Source organism: Streptomyces sp. SGAir0957, from assembly GCF_043523415.1.
Genome location: NZ_CP027293.1, coordinates 1,291,712 through 1,305,024, shown reverse-complemented (window position 1 = coordinate 1,305,024; position 13,313 = coordinate 1,291,712). Strand labels below are relative to the sequence as shown.

The window sequence follows — 13,313 nt, the reverse complement described above, 5'->3', positions numbered from 1 at the left end:
GGAGAGTAGGGCCATGGACCGTCCCGCCCACCGGCTCCTGCCCGGTGATCCCGCCTCGCCCGTCCTCCTCCACGTCCCGCACGGCTCCCGTACCGTCCCGGCCGATGTCCGCGCCGGCATCCTGCTCGACGACGCCGCCCTGGAGCGCGAGCTGGACCTCATCACCGACGCCCGCACCCAGGACATCGCCGCGCACGCCGCGCGCGCCGCCGCCGTGACCCCGTGGCGGTTCGTCAACGAGCGGTCGCGGCTCGTCGTCGACCCCGAGCGGTTCCCCGACGAACGGGAGGAGATGCGGGCCGTCGGCATGGGCGCCGTCTACACCCGCACCACGCGGCGCGCGCCCCTGCGCCCCGAGCCGCCCGCCGACGAGGCCGACCTCCTCGCCACGTACTTCCACCCCTACGCGGAGGCGATGACCCGGGCCGTCGAGGACCGCCTCGCCGCGACGGGCCGGGCCGTGATCATCGACGTCCACTCCTATCCGAGCCGGGCCCTGCCCTACGAACTGCACGGCACGGACCCGCGCCCCGCCGTCTGCCTGGGCACGGACCCCTTCCACACTCCGGAGGCGCTGGTCGCCCTGGCCCGCGAGGCGTTCGCGCCGCTCGGCGGGCACGGCCTCGACACCCCCTTCGCCGGGGTCTACGTGCCCCTGCGCCACTACGGCAAGGACCCCCGCGTCCACGCCCTGATGCTGGAGCTGCGCCGCGACACCTACCTCGACGAACCCGTCACCCCGGACGACGCGGGGCTGCGCAAGGCCGCGGAGTGCCTCGCCGCGCTGATCGAGGGGGCGCACCATGGCTGAGCCGTTCCTGTACGTCGTCGTCAGCGCGGCCGGGGCCGCCGACGGGGTCGGCGCGCTGATCGGGGAGGCGCGGGCCACGGGCTGGGAGGTCGGCGTGATCGCGACGCCGACCGCGCTCGGCGGCTTCTTCGACCGGGCCGACGCCGAGGAGCGGACCGGGCGTCCGGTGCGGTCCGCCTGGCGGTCGCCCGCGACGCCGCGCCCGTTCCCGCCGGCCGACGCGATCCTGGCCGCGCCCGCCACGTTCAACACGGTCAACAAGTGGGCGGCGGGCATCGCCGACACCCTGGCCGTGGCGACCCTCTGCGAGGCGTACGGCGCGGGCATCCCCGTCGCCGTCGCCCCCTGCGTGAACGGACAACTGGCCCGCCACCCGGCCTACCAGGACAGCGTGCGCCGTTTGAAGGGGATGGGCGTACGGTTCGCCCCCGGCGACTTCAGCTGGCCCGCAGCGACGCGACTCCTCGCGGCGCTGCGGGAGGACGGCTGACGCCGCGACCCGAGGCCGTCAGGCCCCCGCAACCCTGACCAGCGTCCGCGGCGTCAGGTCCGCGAGCGTCGGATATCCGTCCACGGCCATCAGCAGGTCCGCCTCCGCAAGCAGCGTCCGCAGGACGTGGACCAGGCCGTCCTCCCCGCCGACGGCGAGCCCGTACGCGTACGGGCGTCCGACGCCGACCGCCGTCGCGCCGAGCGCCAGCGCCTTGACGACGTCCGTGCCGGAGCGGATGCCGGAGTCGAAGAGGACCGGGAGGCCGTCGGCGGCCTCGACGACGCCGGGGAGGGCGTCGAGCGCGGGCAGGCCGCCGTTGGCCTGCCGGCCGCCGTGGTTGGAGCAGTAGATCCCGTCGACGCCGCCGTCCCGGGCCCGGCGTACGTCCTCCGGATGGCAGATGCCCTTGAGGAGCAGCGGCAGGTCCGTGAGGGAGCGCAGCCAGGGCAGGTCGTCCCAGGTGAGCGGGTTGCCGAAGAGGCCGACCCAGGTGGAGACGGTGTCCATCGGGTCGGTGCCGGGGACCAGTGCGCGAAAGCGCGGGTCCGAGGTGTAGTTGGCGAGGCAGTGGCCGCGCAGCTGCGGGAAGTTGGACGTGGACAGGTCGCGCGGGCGCCAGCCGGTGATGAACGTGTCGAGCGTGACGACGATGCCCTTGTACCCCGCCGCCTCGGCCCGCTTGACGAGGCTCTCGGCGAGCTCCCGGTCGGTCGGCGTGTAGAGCTGGAAGAAGCCGGGCGTGTCACCGAACTCGGCGGCCACGTCCTCCATCGGGTCCACCGACAGGGTCGAGGCGACCATCGGAACGCCCGTGCGCGCGGCGGCCCGCGCCGTCGCCAGATCCCCGTGCCCGTCCTGCGCGCACAGCCCGATCACGCCGACCGGCGCCATGAAGAGGGGCGACGGCAGGCGCAGGCCGAACAGGTCGACCGACAGGTCCCGCCGGGCCGCGCCGACCATCATGCGCGGCATCAGCCCGTACCGCCGGAACGCCTCGACGTTGGCCCGCTGGGTGTGCTCGTCGCCCGCGCCCCCGGCCACGTACGACCACACGGACTCGGGCAGCGCCGCCCGCGCCCGCGCCGCGAGGGCGTCGTACTCCATCGGCATGGTGGGCACGACGCCCCGCAGTCCGTCGAGGTAGATCTCGTACTGGTAGTCGCCGAACTGCGGGCTCATGCGCACACCTCGTCATCGGGGGTATCGGGTCGCGTTTCCTCTGGCGCACCCCAATCTGCCAGCACTTTCGTGCCCGGTACAGAGACGAGGATCATGCGGTCGCGCGCACGAACCCCAGCGACGCCCGGAAGATCTCCGCGACCTCCGCCTCCCCGACGCCGACCCAGCCGTGCTCCGCCCCGGGCACGATGCGCAGCTCGGCGTCCGCCCCGGCCGCCCGCAGCGCCCGCGCCAGATCCCGGCCGTGTCCGCAGGGCACCATGGTGTCGGCGTCGCCGTGCACGACGAGGAACGGGGGCGCGCCCGCGTGGGCGCGGCGGACGGGGCTCGCAGCGGAAGCGCGCTCCGGGACGGTCGCGGGCGCGGCGCCGAGCAGGAGCGCCTCCATCGACGACGGATCGGCCGGGTCGAAGGGCGGCCGCGGCGTCTCCAGGTCCGACGGGCCGTACCAGACGACGGCCCCCGCTAGCGGCGGCTCCGGGTGCGTGAGCGCGAGCAGCGACGCCAGATGGCCGCCCGCGGACTCGCCCCACACCACGACCCGCTCCGGGTCGATGCCCAGCTCCCGCGCCCGCACGCCCAGCCAGCGCAACGCCGCCCGCACGTCGTCCAGTTGCGCGGGGAACACCGCCTCGCCGCTCAGCCGGTAGTCGACGCAGGCGACGGCGAGCCCGGTTGCCGCGATCCGCTCGAACGGGCCCGGCTCCCAGGACCGGGTGCGCACCCCCATGTCGTCCCGGCGGCCGCGTCGCCACGCACCGCCGTGCAGGAAGAGGACGAGGGGAGCGGGGCGTTCGGCCGCCGGCGCGGGCAGCCACAGGTCGAGCTCCAGCGGGCGGCCACCCTCCACCACCCCGTGCGGGACACCGCGCAGCACCCGTACGCCGGCCGCGCGCCCGGCCGCCGGGGGCAGCGGTGCGACGTCCGGGTGCGGGGCGGCGATCAGCGCCCGCAGGCCGGCCGGTGTCACGAGGTCCGCCACTGCTGGCCGGGCAGGAAGCGGACGTCGTACTCCTGGGGCACGGCGGCGAACCGGTGCGGCTCCGGGACGAACGGCCGGTGCGGCAGGCCGTGTTCCTCGGCCGGGGTGCCGAGGCTCTCGAAGAACCGCTCGAAGGTGCCGCCGGGTCCGGCGGCGACGCCGACGATCTGCGTGTGGTGGCGCTCCATGCGGTAGGCGTGCGGGCAGTTCTTGGGCACGAAGCCGAAGTCGCCCGGGGTGAGGAGGCGTTCGGTCTGTGCGCCGTCGGTGTCCTCGACGAAGAGGCGGACCGCGCCGTGCGTGACGTAGAAGACCTCGTAGGTGTCGGCGTGCAGGTGGGCCGGGATGATGTCGCCCTTGGGGCCTTCGCAGGTGAAGAAGTTGAAGGTGTTCTCGGTCTGCTCGCCGCCCGCGTAGACGGTGATCAGGTCGCCGAAGAGGTGGGCCCGGTCGCCCTCGCCCTTCTCGATGACGTAGGGCTTGCCCGGCTCGGGCGGGATGCGGGACGCGTCCCGGTAGCGTGTCGCGAACTCGATGGTCATGTGGGGCCCACCTTCACGTGCCGATCTGCGCTTTGTCAGGTCGCCTGACGATGTACGTCAGGTAGCCTGACATTTGGATGAGGAAGAAGGCAAGACGATGACCGGGGTCCGGCGTGACCGGCGTGATCTGCCGCAGCTGCTCGGCGAGGCCCGGCGCTGGTTCGAGGAGGGGCTGCTCGCCGAGGTGGGCGGCGACGGCGGGCCCGCGGTGACGCCGCCGCAGGTGCAGCTCTTCGCACAGCTCGACGAGGACGGCACCACCGTCGCCGAGCTGGCGCGGCGCATGGGCGTGACCCGGCAGACGGTGCACCAGGCCGTGCACGCGCTCGTCGCCGCCGGGCTGCTGGAGCAGGTGCCGCACCCATCCTCGGCCCGGCAGCGGCTGATCCGCCGCACGGCCGAGGGGCGCCGCGCCCACGAGCGGGCCCGCCACGCCCTCGACCGCCTGGAGAAGCGGCTCGCCGAACGGATCGGCGCGGAGGCGGTCACGGCGCTGCGGTCCGCGCTGGAGGCGGAGTGGGGCGAGCCGCCCCTGAAGCAACCGTAGGGGACTGCTCCCGACTGTCGACCGCTTTCTGCCAACAAGATTGTTGACAATCTTGTTGGCCTAGATTTAGCGTCGACACGCACTCACTCAGGGAGGGCAGATGCCGAAGGACGCCCGTCCAGGCTCCGGAGAGCAGGCCAAGCAGTACGCGCTGGACCGGCTCAGGCAGGCGATCGCGCGCGGCGAGATGGCGCCGGCCCAGCGGCTGGTGGAGAACGAACTCGCCGAGCAGTACGACGTCACCCGCGCCAGCATCAGGGCGGCGCTGCTCGACCTCGCCGCCGAAGGTCTGGTCGAGCGGGTCCGCAACCGCGGATCACGGGTGCGCGTGGTCACGGTCGAGGAGGCCGTGGAGATCACGGAGTGCCGGATGGCGCTCGAAGGGCTGTGCGCGGCCAAAGCGGCGAGGGACGCCACCGACGCGCAACTCGACGAGCTGACCGCGCTGGGCGAGGCCATGTCCAAGGCGGTCGCCGACGGTGATCCGCTCTCCTACTCCGACCTCAACCACGACCTGCACGCCCGCATCCGGGAGATCTCCGGCCAGTACACGGCCCTCGGCCTCCTGGAACGGCTCAACGCCCAACTGGTGCGCCACCGCTTCCAGTTGGCGCTGCGCCCGGGGCGTCCGCAGCAGTCCTTGAGTGAGCACCTGGCGATGATCGAGGCGATCCGCGCCAGGGACCCCGAGGCGGCCGAACGGGCCGTCCGCGCCCACCTCGGCAGCGTGATCGACGCCTTGCGCGCCGGCTGACGCCGCCAAGGGCGGGCGCCTTCCTCGCAGTCAAGGAGACGCAGCATGACCCGAGGCATCCCGCCCGCCGCCCCTCCACGCTCCACACTGGTGATCACCGCCCACGCGGGGGACTTCGTGTGGCGGGCCGGTGGCGCCATCGCCCTGGCCGCCTCCCGGGGCGAGAAGGTCACCCTCGCGTGCCTCACGTTCGGCGAGCGCGGCGAGTCCGCGAAGGCCTGGCGCGAGGGGAAGAAGCTCGACGAGATCAAGGCGCTGCGCCGCGACGAGGCCGAGCGCGCCGCCGCCGAACTCGGCGCCGCCATCCGCTTCTTCGACGCCGGCGACTACCCCCTCGTGCCCACCGCCGAACTGACCGACCGGCTCGTCACGGTCTACCGCGAGACCCAGCCGGACGTCGTCCTGACCCACCCCGCCGAGGACCCGTACAACGGCGACCACCCGGCGGCGCACCGCATGGCCCTGGAGGCGCGCGTCCTCGCGCAGGCCATCGGCTATCCCGGCGAGGGCGAGATCATCGGCGCGCCGCCCGTCTTCTGCTTCGAGCCGCACCAGCCGGAGATGAGCGGTTTCCGGCCCGAGGTGCTGCTCGACATCACCGAGGTGTGGGAGACCAAGCGCCGCGCCATGGAGTGCCTGGCCGCGCAGCGGCACCTCTGGGACTACTACACCGACCTGGCCGTGCGCCGGGGCGTGCAGCTCAGGCGGAACGCGGGCCCGAACCTCGGCCTCGCCCACCACACCCTGGCCGAGGCGTACATGCGCCCGTACCCGCAGATCGCGAAGGAGCTCGCCTGATGCCCGGCGTCATCGTCACCAACCCGCCCAAGGCCACCCGCGAGGAGGTCGAGGATCTTGCCCGGTACGGCGTCGCCACCGTCCACGAGGCGAGGGGCCGCACCGGCCTCCTCGGCAGCCACCTGCGCCCCAACCAGCAGGACACACGGGTCGCCGGGACCGCCGTCACGGTGCTGTCCTGGCCCGGCGACAACCTCATGATCCACGCGGCGGTCGAGCAGTGCGGCGAGGGCGACCTCCTTGTCGTCACCACCACCTCGCCGTCCACGGACGGCATGTTCGGCGAGCTGTTCGCCACCGCCCTCCAGCAGCGCGGGGTACGCGGCATCGTCACGAACGCGGGCATCCGTGACACCGCCGAACTGCGCGAGATGGGCTTTCCCGCCTGGTCGGCGGCCGTGTCCGCGCAAGGCACCGTCAAGGCGACCGGCGGCAGCGTGAACGTCCCCGTCGTGATCGGCGGCGAGATCATCCGGCCCGGCGACGTGATCGTCGCCGACGACGACGGGGTCGTGGTCGTCCCCCGCGAGGAAGCGGCCGAAGCCGCCCGGGCGTCGCAGGCCCGCGAGGAGAAGGAGGCCGCCACCCGCGCCGCCTTCCTGGAGGGCCAACTCGGCCTCGACCGATACGGGTTGCGCAAGACGCTGGCCGATCTCGGCGTCGAGTACCGCACCTACGACGAGCACACCGGGGACGCCTCGTGACCGCGCCCGGCGAGGTGCGCTGCATGCTCATGCGCGGCGGCACCTCCAAGGGCGCCTACTTCCTGGCCGACGACCTCCCCGCCGAACCGGCCGCCCGTGACGACCTGCTGCTGCGGATCATGGGCAGCCCCGACCCGCGCCAGATCGACGGCCTCGGCGGCGCCCACCCCCTGACCAGCAAGGTCGCGGTCGTCGCCCCCGCGGCCGACCCCGGGACGGCCGACGTCGACTACCTCTTCCTCCAGGTCGACGTCGACAAGTCCGAGGTGTCCGACCGGCAGAACTGCGGGAACCTGCTCGCGGGCGTCGGACCGTTCGCCGTCGAACGCGGACTGGTCACCCCCGCGTCCGACGAGACCTCGGTCCGCATCCGCATGGTCAACTCCGGGGACCTCGCCACGGCGACGTTCCCGACCCCAGGCGGGCGCGTCGCCTACGACGGCGACACGGAGATCTCCGGCGTCCCCGGCACCGCCGCCCCGGTCGTCGTCGACTTCCCGCCCGGCGGCGCGCCGTTGCTGCCCACCGGGCACGTCCGCGACACCGTCGGCGGCACCGAGGTGACGTGCGTGGACAACGGGATGCCGACCGTCCTCGTCGACGCCAGGTCCCTCGGCGTCACCGGATACGAGGAGCCGGAGGAGCTGGAGGCGAACGCGGAGCTGGCGGAGCGGGTGCGGCAACTGCGTTACGCGGCAGGGGAATTGATGGGCCTCGGCGACGTCTCCGCGACCACCGTGCCCAAGGTGACCCTGCTCGCCCCGCCCCGGCACGGCGGCGCCGTCACCACCCGCACCTTCATCCCCGTACGCTGCCACACCTCGATCGGCGTCCTCGGCGCCGCGAGCGTGGCCGCCGGGCTGCTCCTGGACCAGGGCGTCGCCGCGAACGTCGTCCGGCCCCCCGCCACGGACCGGGTGCGCATCGAGCACCCCACCGGCTTCACCGACATCGAGAGCAGCCTCACCGCCGGGCCCGACGGGCTGCCGCGCGCCCGCCGCACCGCCGTCGTCCGCACCGCCCGCAAGATCTTCGACGGCGCCGTCTTCCCCCGCCCCGCCACCGCGCCCCCGTCAGGAGGTCCCCGATGACTCCGCCGCTCGGCGACATCGCCCACATCGGCCATGCCCAGCTCTTCACCCCGGACCTGGACGCCAGCGTCGCCTTCTTCACCGACTTCCTCGGCCTCACCGTCGACGGCGAGCACGGGGACACGGTCTATCTGCGGACCTTCGACGACTACGAGCACCACAGCCTCGTCCTCACCGCCCGCGACCGTCCCGGACTCGGCCGGCTCGCCCTGCGCACCTCCAGCGAGGAGGCGCTCCGGCGCCGGGTGCGGGCACTCGAGGCGGCGGGCGGCACAGGGCGGTGGGTCGAGGACGAACCCGGCCTCGGCAAGCTGTACGTCACCACCGACCCCGACGGCCACGAACACGCCCTGTACTGGGAGAGCGAGCACTACCAGGCGCCCGACGAGCTGAAGCCCGCCCTGAAGAACCAGCCGCAGGCCAAACCCGACAAGGGCGTCGGCGTACGCCGCCTGGACCACGTCAACTTCCTCGCCGCCGACGTCCTCACCAACGCCGAGTGGCAGCAGAACGTGCTCGGCGCCCGGCCCACCGAACAGATCCGCCTCGACACCGGACGCGTCGCGGCACGCTGGCTGACCTTCACCGACAAGTCGTACGACGTCGTCTACACCGAGGACTGGACCGGCAGCGCGGGCCGCCTGCACCACATCGCCTTCGCCGCCGACACCCGCGAGGACATCCTCCGCGCCGCCGACCTCGCCATCGACTCCGGCGTCTTCATCGAGACGGGCCCGCACAAGCACGCCATCCAGCAGACGTTCTTCCTCTACGTCTACGAGCCCGGCGGCAACCGCGTCGAACTGTGCAACCCGCTCACGCGCCTCGTCCTCGCGCCCGACTGGCCGCTGATCACCTGGACCGAGGCGGAGCGGGCCAAGGGCCAGGCCTGGGGCCTCAAGACGATCCAGTCGTTCCACACGCACGGCACGCCGCCCGTCGAGACGGTCCGACCCGTCCCACCCGCCCGGACCGCCTGATCCGCCTGGCCGCCTGATCCACCTGGTCCGCGGAGATCTGTATCGGCCCCTTCCGATCGGCCCCGATCGGCCCCGATCGGCCCCGAGAGGAAACAACGATGTCCTCCTCCGTTCCGCACCCACCCGTCCGCCGCGGCATGCGCATGGCCCGGCTCGTCTTCGCCCTGTGCTGGCTCGCCGTCCTCTTCGACGGCCTCGACATGTTCATCTACGGCTCCGTGCTGCCGCACATGCTGGAGTCGAAGGCGCTCGGCCTCGACCCGGACCGGGCCGGCGACCTGGGCAGCTACGCCACCTTCGGCATGTTGATAGGCGCCCTCACCGCGGGCACGGTCTCCGACCGGATCGGCCGCAAGAAGATGATGGTCGGCTGCGTCACCGTCTTCTCCCTCGCCTCCGGACTGTGCGCGCTCGCCCCGGACGTCACGACGTTCGGCCTCGGCCGCACCCTCGCCGGTCTCGGGCTCGGCGGTCTGCTCCCCACCGCGATCACGATGGTCTGCGACTACGCGCCGCGCGGACGCGGCGCCCTGATCGTCGGCGGCCTGATGACCGCGCACCACGCGGGCGGCATCCTCTCCGCGTACGTGGCGACCTGGGTGGTCGAACCCCTCGGCTGGCGCGCCGCGTTCTGGTTCTGCGTCGTCCCGCTGCTGTTCGTGCCGGTCATCGCCAAGGTCATGCCGGAGTCCCTGAGCTTCCTCGTCGCGCGGGGCCGCACCGAGGAGGCCCAGCGGCTCTCCACCACGTACGACGTGGAACTGCCCGCCGTGAAGGCGCGGCGGGCGCAGGGTGCGGGCCGCTGGGACGCGCTGAGCGACCTGTTCCGCGCCCACCAGTGGGTGCAGACGCTGCTGTACTGGCTGGCCTCGTTCGGCGGGCTGCTCCTCGTCTACGGCGTCGCGACCTGGCTGCCCACGCTGATGCGCGCCGAGGGCTACGAGCTGGGCTCCTCGCTCCAGTTCGTCGTCGTCTTCAACCTGGGCGGCATCATCGGGATGCTCGTCGCGGGCCGCGCCTCCGACCGCTTCGGCGCCCCGCGCATCTCGGCGATCTGGTTCCTGCTCACCGCGGTCAGCGTCTACCTGCTGAGCATTCACATGGCGCTCGCGCTCACCTTCGTGGTGGTCTTCCTCGCCGGGGTCTTCCTCAACAGCGCCCAGACCATGATCTACGCGACGGTGTCGATCCGCTCCGCGCCCGAGAGCCGGGCCACGGCGGTCGGCTGGACCTCCGGCATGGGCCGCTTCGGCGCCGTCTTCGGACCCTGGCTCGGCGGCCGGCTCCTCGCCTCCGGCAACGGCGATCGGGGGTTCACCGTCTTCGCCCTGACCGGGCTCTTCTCGATGGTGTTCATCGGCATCGCGTCGCTGCGCAAGGCGCCGCAGGCCGCGCCCCGGGCCACGGACCGGCCGGTGGCCGCCGCGTAGTCGTGGCCGCCGAGTAGTCTGCGGATCATGACGCGCGCCTTGATCCTGCCGACCGTTCTGGTGCTCTGCGGCGCCCTCGCCGCGATCGGCCCGGCTCTGCGGGGAGACGCCGGGCGGGCCGTGGCGTACGCGCTGGTGTTCCTCGCCCTCGCGGCGGTGTTCTCGCCGCTGATCTTCCCGAGGTCGGTCGGCTCCGACGAGGCGCGACGGCGCGGCGCGGCCGACGGGCGGCCCGTCGTCGACTGGCGCCCCGGCTGCACGTACTGCCTGCGGCTCCGCCTCCGACTCGGGCGCAGGGCACGCCAGTTGCACTGGGTGAACATCTGGCGCGACCCGGCGGGCGCGGCGGCCGTGCGGGCGGTCAACGACGGCAACGAGACGGTGCCGACCGTCTTCGTCGCGGACCGCCCGCACACCAACCCGGATCCGCGCTGGGTACGGGAACAGCTCTGAGAGAGCGGTGCTCTTTGTGCTCTTCGGGGGCGGTGCTTCGAGAGCGGTGCTCTGTGCGGGCGGTGCTCCGAGAGCACTGCTCCCACAGAGCACTGCTCTCTCAGAGCACCGCTCCGATCCTCAGTGCCGGACGGCCGCGCCCCGCGTGCGCAGCACCGCCGCCGACGCCACCGCGCCGAGCGCGCACAGCACACCCATCACCAGGACCGCCAGGTGCACGCCGGACATGAACGCCGCGTGGCTGCCCTCGACGACCGCCGCCTTCAGCTGCGCGGGCATCGACTCCGAGACGGGCGCCGCGCCCATCGCCACCGCGTCCTTCGCCTCCGCGAGCTGCCCGGCGGCCCGCTCGGGAACGCCCGCCGAGGTCAGCTCCGTACCGAGCGTCGAGCCGACCCGGCTGCTGATCAGCGACACGAGGACGGACGTGCCGAGCGCGCCGCCCACCTGGAGCGCGGTCGCCTGGAGGCCGCCGGCCACGCCCGCGTCCTCGACCGGCGCGTTGCCCACGATCGCGGCGGACGACGCCGACATCACCATGCCGACACCGAGACCCAGCGCGACGAACGGCGGCCACAGCGCCCCGTACCCGGACTCCGCCGACCAGGTCAGCATCAGGAACGACGCCGCGCCCTGGAGCACCATGCCGAGCGGCATCGTCAGGCGCGGCCCGAACCGGTCGGTGAGCGCCGCGCCCAGCGGTGAGGCGACGACGGACGCGAGGCTCAGCGGCAGCGTGCGGACACCGGCCTCGACGGGGGAGAACCCGCGCACGTTCTGCAGGTACAGCATGACGAAGAAGATGCCGCCGAGCAGGACGAAGAAGTTCAGCGCGGTGACGATCGTGCCGACGGTCACCGCCGGGCTGCGGAACAGGCGCATCGGGAGCAGCGGGTGCGCGACCCGGGACTCATGCGCGCCGAACACGACGAGCAGCACCACACCGGCGGCGATCGCGCCGAGCGTGCCCGCCGAACTCCAGCCCCACGTCTCGCCCTTGACCACGCCGAACACCACGACCAGCATGCCGAGCGCGAGCAGCACGACACCGGCGACGTCGAACTTCTCCCCCGCCGCCGCCGTGTTCCTGCTCTGCGGCAGCACCAGCGCGCTCACGACGATCGCGAGGACGCCGACGGGCGCGTTGATGTAGAAGACGGACTCCCAGTTGACGTGCTCGACGAGCAGGCCGCCCACGATCGGGCCGAGCGCCGTGGACACCGAGGAGACCATGGCCCAGATGCCGACGGCCATGCCGAACTTGCGCGGCGGGAAGACCGCGCGCAGCAGGCCGAGCGTGTTCGGCATGAGCAGCGCGCCGAAGAAGCCCTGCGCGGCGCGGAACGTGATGACGAGCTCGATCGACCCGGACAGACCGATGGCGACCGACGCCACGGTGAAGCCCGCGACGCCGACGAGGTACACGGTGCGCCGGCCGAACCGGTCACCGAGCTTGCCGCCGAGGATCAGCGCGGCGGCGAGCGCCAGCAGGTAGGAGTTGGTCACCCATTGCAGGCCCGCGGTGGAGGCGTTCAGGTCGCGGCCGATCGCCGGGTTCGCGATGGAGACGACGGAACCGTCGAGCCCGACCATGAACAGGCCGAAGGCGACGGCGATCAGTGTCAGCCAGGGGTTGGCGCGCCGCCCCGACGGGGCCGGGTCCGGCGGCGCGGACACCTGGGCGGCGGAGGGGGCGACAGAGGGGGAGGACATACGTGTGCCTTGTCTGGGACGGGGGTGTGAATACGTGAGGGTGCCGGTGGGCACGGAAAGCGCCCCGCCCCGGCACAGGTGTGACGGGAGCAGGGCGCGTGCGCGGCGGACCGGCGGGCGTCAGCCCGCGGTCGGCCGCAGCGACGTGTCGAGCGAGTTCAGCGCGCCGAGGGCGGAGCCGAGCGCGTCCAGCTCGCCGCCGGTCAGACGGCGCAGCGCCGCGGCGAGGTGGCGCCGGGCGATCCCCTCGGCCTCGGCGATCCGCTCCCGGGCCACGGCGGTGGTGTGCAGATGGGCCACACGCCGGTCGGCCGGGTCACCGCGCCGTTCGAGCAGCCCGGAGCGTGTGAGCTGGGAGACGAGCGCGCTGACGTTGTTCGGCTGCATCAGCAGTTCGTGCGCCGCCTCGCGCACGGTGATGCCGTCCCGCTCCGCCACGAGGCGGAGCAGCGCGATCTGCGCCTCGGGCAGCCGGTCGTGCGGGAAGTCCCCGAGGATCCGGCGGTCGAGGGTCCGGTGCAGCGTCGGCAGGGACACCGCGAGCGCGGAGGCCACGCGGTCGACGTCCTGGCGGGCGGCACGGGAGGTGGGCATCAGGCCAAGATAGGTATGAGTTCATAGGTATGTCAAAGCAGCTACCTGGAGGCAGGTACCGGACTGACACGTGTCCTGCCTGCGTCTGCGGGGTGTGGGGTGTACACAAGGCTGCTCCCGGGGTTCTACACACACCACACATCACTCCTCCCCGGGTATGACACACGCCGTCGGCCGCTACCGCGAACGTGGGCCCGTACTCCGGCTCAGAGGCTTACCCGGCGGCCCGGGACGGCGGAGAC

Annotated in this window: 15 protein-coding genes; 10 read left to right on the top strand and 5 right to left on the bottom strand. The window is 73.1% G+C overall.

What is annotated here, in order from left to right; translation table 11 throughout:
- Positions 1-13: 13 nt before the first annotated feature.
- Both C1N81_RS11265 and C1N81_RS11260 read left to right on the top strand, forming a co-directional pair.
- Positions 14-811 carry an N-formylglutamate amidohydrolase gene (locus C1N81_RS11265; RefSeq protein ID WP_394428640.1) on the top strand — a complete coding sequence of 266 codons (798 nt, stop codon included), beginning with the start codon at positions 14-16 and terminating at the stop codon, positions 809-811.
- The gene (locus C1N81_RS11260) at positions 804-1,301 is read left to right on the top strand and encodes a flavoprotein (RefSeq protein ID WP_394428639.1); all 498 of its coding nucleotides are present in this window, start codon (positions 804-806) and stop codon (positions 1,299-1,301) included. Before C1N81_RS11265 ends, C1N81_RS11260 begins: the two co-directional genes overlap by 8 nt.
- An 18-nt stretch (positions 1,302-1,319) precedes the next feature.
- Here the strand turns inward: C1N81_RS11260 and C1N81_RS11255 are convergent, their stop codons facing one another.
- From C1N81_RS11255 to C1N81_RS11245, 3 genes are all read right to left on the bottom strand, one after another.
- Positions 1,320-2,483, bottom strand: a complete 1,164-nt coding sequence (locus tag C1N81_RS11255) for an alpha-hydroxy-acid oxidizing protein (RefSeq protein WP_394428638.1) — start codon at positions 2,481-2,483, stop codon at positions 1,320-1,322.
- A 91-nt stretch (positions 2,484-2,574) separates the two neighbouring features.
- Positions 2,575-3,465 carry an alpha/beta hydrolase fold domain-containing protein gene (locus tag C1N81_RS11250; RefSeq protein WP_394428637.1) on the bottom strand — a complete coding sequence of 297 codons (891 nt, stop codon included), beginning with the start codon at positions 3,463-3,465 and terminating at the stop codon, positions 2,575-2,577.
- A complete protein-coding gene (locus C1N81_RS11245) occupies positions 3,450-4,007 on the bottom strand; it encodes a quercetin 2,3-dioxygenase (RefSeq protein ID WP_394428636.1) in 558 nt (185 codons plus the stop codon). The genes C1N81_RS11250 and C1N81_RS11245 overlap by 16 nt, the downstream gene beginning before the upstream one ends.
- 97 nt (positions 4,008-4,104) lie before the next feature.
- Here C1N81_RS11245 and C1N81_RS11240 point away from each other — a divergent pair, with 97 nt between their 5' ends.
- The 8 genes from C1N81_RS11240 to C1N81_RS11205 all read left to right on the top strand — a co-directional run bounded on the left by C1N81_RS11240 (position 4,105) and on the right by C1N81_RS11205 (position 10,764).
- Positions 4,105-4,554 (top strand): MarR family winged helix-turn-helix transcriptional regulator, encoded by a 450-nt coding sequence (locus C1N81_RS11240; RefSeq protein ID WP_394428635.1) that lies wholly within the window; start codon positions 4,105-4,107, stop codon positions 4,552-4,554.
- 100 nt (positions 4,555-4,654) lie between these two features.
- Complete coding sequence (locus C1N81_RS11235; protein WP_394428634.1) at positions 4,655-5,308, top strand: GntR family transcriptional regulator; 654 nt, start codon at positions 4,655-4,657, stop codon at positions 5,306-5,308.
- A gap of 45 nt (positions 5,309-5,353) precedes the next feature.
- Positions 5,354-6,106 carry a PIG-L deacetylase family protein gene (locus C1N81_RS11230; protein WP_394428633.1) on the top strand — a complete coding sequence of 251 codons (753 nt, stop codon included), beginning with the start codon at positions 5,354-5,356 and terminating at the stop codon, positions 6,104-6,106.
- Positions 6,106-6,810, top strand: a complete 705-nt coding sequence (locus C1N81_RS11225; protein ID WP_394428632.1) for a 4-carboxy-4-hydroxy-2-oxoadipate aldolase/oxaloacetate decarboxylase — start codon at positions 6,106-6,108, stop codon at positions 6,808-6,810. Before C1N81_RS11230 ends, C1N81_RS11225 begins: the two co-directional genes overlap by 1 nt.
- Positions 6,807-7,901, top strand: a complete 1,095-nt coding sequence (locus C1N81_RS11220; RefSeq protein ID WP_394428631.1) for a 4-oxalomesaconate tautomerase — start codon at positions 6,807-6,809, stop codon at positions 7,899-7,901. The genes C1N81_RS11225 and C1N81_RS11220 overlap by 4 nt, the downstream gene beginning before the upstream one ends.
- Complete coding sequence (locus C1N81_RS11215) at positions 7,898-8,881, top strand: VOC family protein (protein WP_394428630.1); 984 nt, start codon at positions 7,898-7,900, stop codon at positions 8,879-8,881. Before C1N81_RS11220 ends, C1N81_RS11215 begins: the two co-directional genes overlap by 4 nt.
- Positions 8,882-8,979: 98 nt before the next feature.
- Entirely contained in the window at positions 8,980-10,311 is a 1,332-nt protein-coding gene (locus C1N81_RS11210) for an MFS transporter (RefSeq protein WP_394428629.1), read from the top strand.
- A 27-nt stretch (positions 10,312-10,338) separates the two neighbouring features.
- Entirely contained in the window at positions 10,339-10,764 is a 426-nt protein-coding gene (locus tag C1N81_RS11205) for a glutaredoxin domain-containing protein (RefSeq protein ID WP_394428628.1), read from the top strand.
- 120 nt (positions 10,765-10,884) lie between these two features.
- Here C1N81_RS11205 and C1N81_RS11200 read toward each other — a convergent pair whose 3' ends face one another.
- Positions 10,885-12,477 (bottom strand): DHA2 family efflux MFS transporter permease subunit, encoded by a 1,593-nt coding sequence (locus C1N81_RS11200; RefSeq protein ID WP_394428627.1) that lies wholly within the window; start codon positions 12,475-12,477, stop codon positions 10,885-10,887.
- A 120-nt stretch (positions 12,478-12,597) separates the two neighbouring features.
- Positions 12,598-13,071 (bottom strand): MarR family winged helix-turn-helix transcriptional regulator, encoded by a 474-nt coding sequence (locus tag C1N81_RS11195; RefSeq protein WP_394428626.1) that lies wholly within the window; start codon positions 13,069-13,071, stop codon positions 12,598-12,600.
- Positions 13,072-13,313: the final 242 nt, after the last annotated feature.

Excerpts from the sequence above, each read along its gene's own strand:
- C1N81_RS11265 (WP_394428640.1), top strand. The coding sequence starts at position 14 with ATGGACCGTCCCGCCCACCGGCTCCTGCCCGGTGATCCCGCCTCGCCC.
- C1N81_RS11260 (WP_394428639.1), top strand. The coding sequence starts at position 804 with ATGGCTGAGCCGTTCCTGTACGTCGTCGTCAGCGCGGCCGGGGCCGCC.
- C1N81_RS11255 (WP_394428638.1), bottom strand. The coding sequence starts at position 2,483 with ATGAGCCCGCAGTTCGGCGACTACCAGTACGAGATCTACCTCGACGGA.
- C1N81_RS11245 (WP_394428636.1), bottom strand. The coding sequence starts at position 4,007 with ATGACCATCGAGTTCGCGACACGCTACCGGGACGCGTCCCGCATCCCG.
- C1N81_RS11240 (WP_394428635.1), top strand. The coding sequence starts at position 4,105 with ATGACCGGGGTCCGGCGTGACCGGCGTGATCTGCCGCAGCTGCTCGGC.
- C1N81_RS11235 (WP_394428634.1), top strand. The coding sequence starts at position 4,655 with ATGCCGAAGGACGCCCGTCCAGGCTCCGGAGAGCAGGCCAAGCAGTAC.
- C1N81_RS11230 (WP_394428633.1), top strand. The coding sequence starts at position 5,354 with ATGACCCGAGGCATCCCGCCCGCCGCCCCTCCACGCTCCACACTGGTG.
- C1N81_RS11225 (WP_394428632.1), top strand. The coding sequence starts at position 6,106 with ATGCCCGGCGTCATCGTCACCAACCCGCCCAAGGCCACCCGCGAGGAG.
- C1N81_RS11215 (WP_394428630.1), top strand. The coding sequence starts at position 7,898 with ATGACTCCGCCGCTCGGCGACATCGCCCACATCGGCCATGCCCAGCTC.
- C1N81_RS11210 (WP_394428629.1), top strand. The coding sequence starts at position 8,980 with ATGTCCTCCTCCGTTCCGCACCCACCCGTCCGCCGCGGCATGCGCATG.
- C1N81_RS11205 (WP_394428628.1), top strand. The coding sequence starts at position 10,339 with ATGACGCGCGCCTTGATCCTGCCGACCGTTCTGGTGCTCTGCGGCGCC.
- C1N81_RS11200 (WP_394428627.1), bottom strand. The coding sequence starts at position 12,477 with ATGTCCTCCCCCTCTGTCGCCCCCTCCGCCGCCCAGGTGTCCGCGCCG.
- C1N81_RS11195 (WP_394428626.1), bottom strand. The coding sequence starts at position 13,071 with ATGCCCACCTCCCGTGCCGCCCGCCAGGACGTCGACCGCGTGGCCTCC.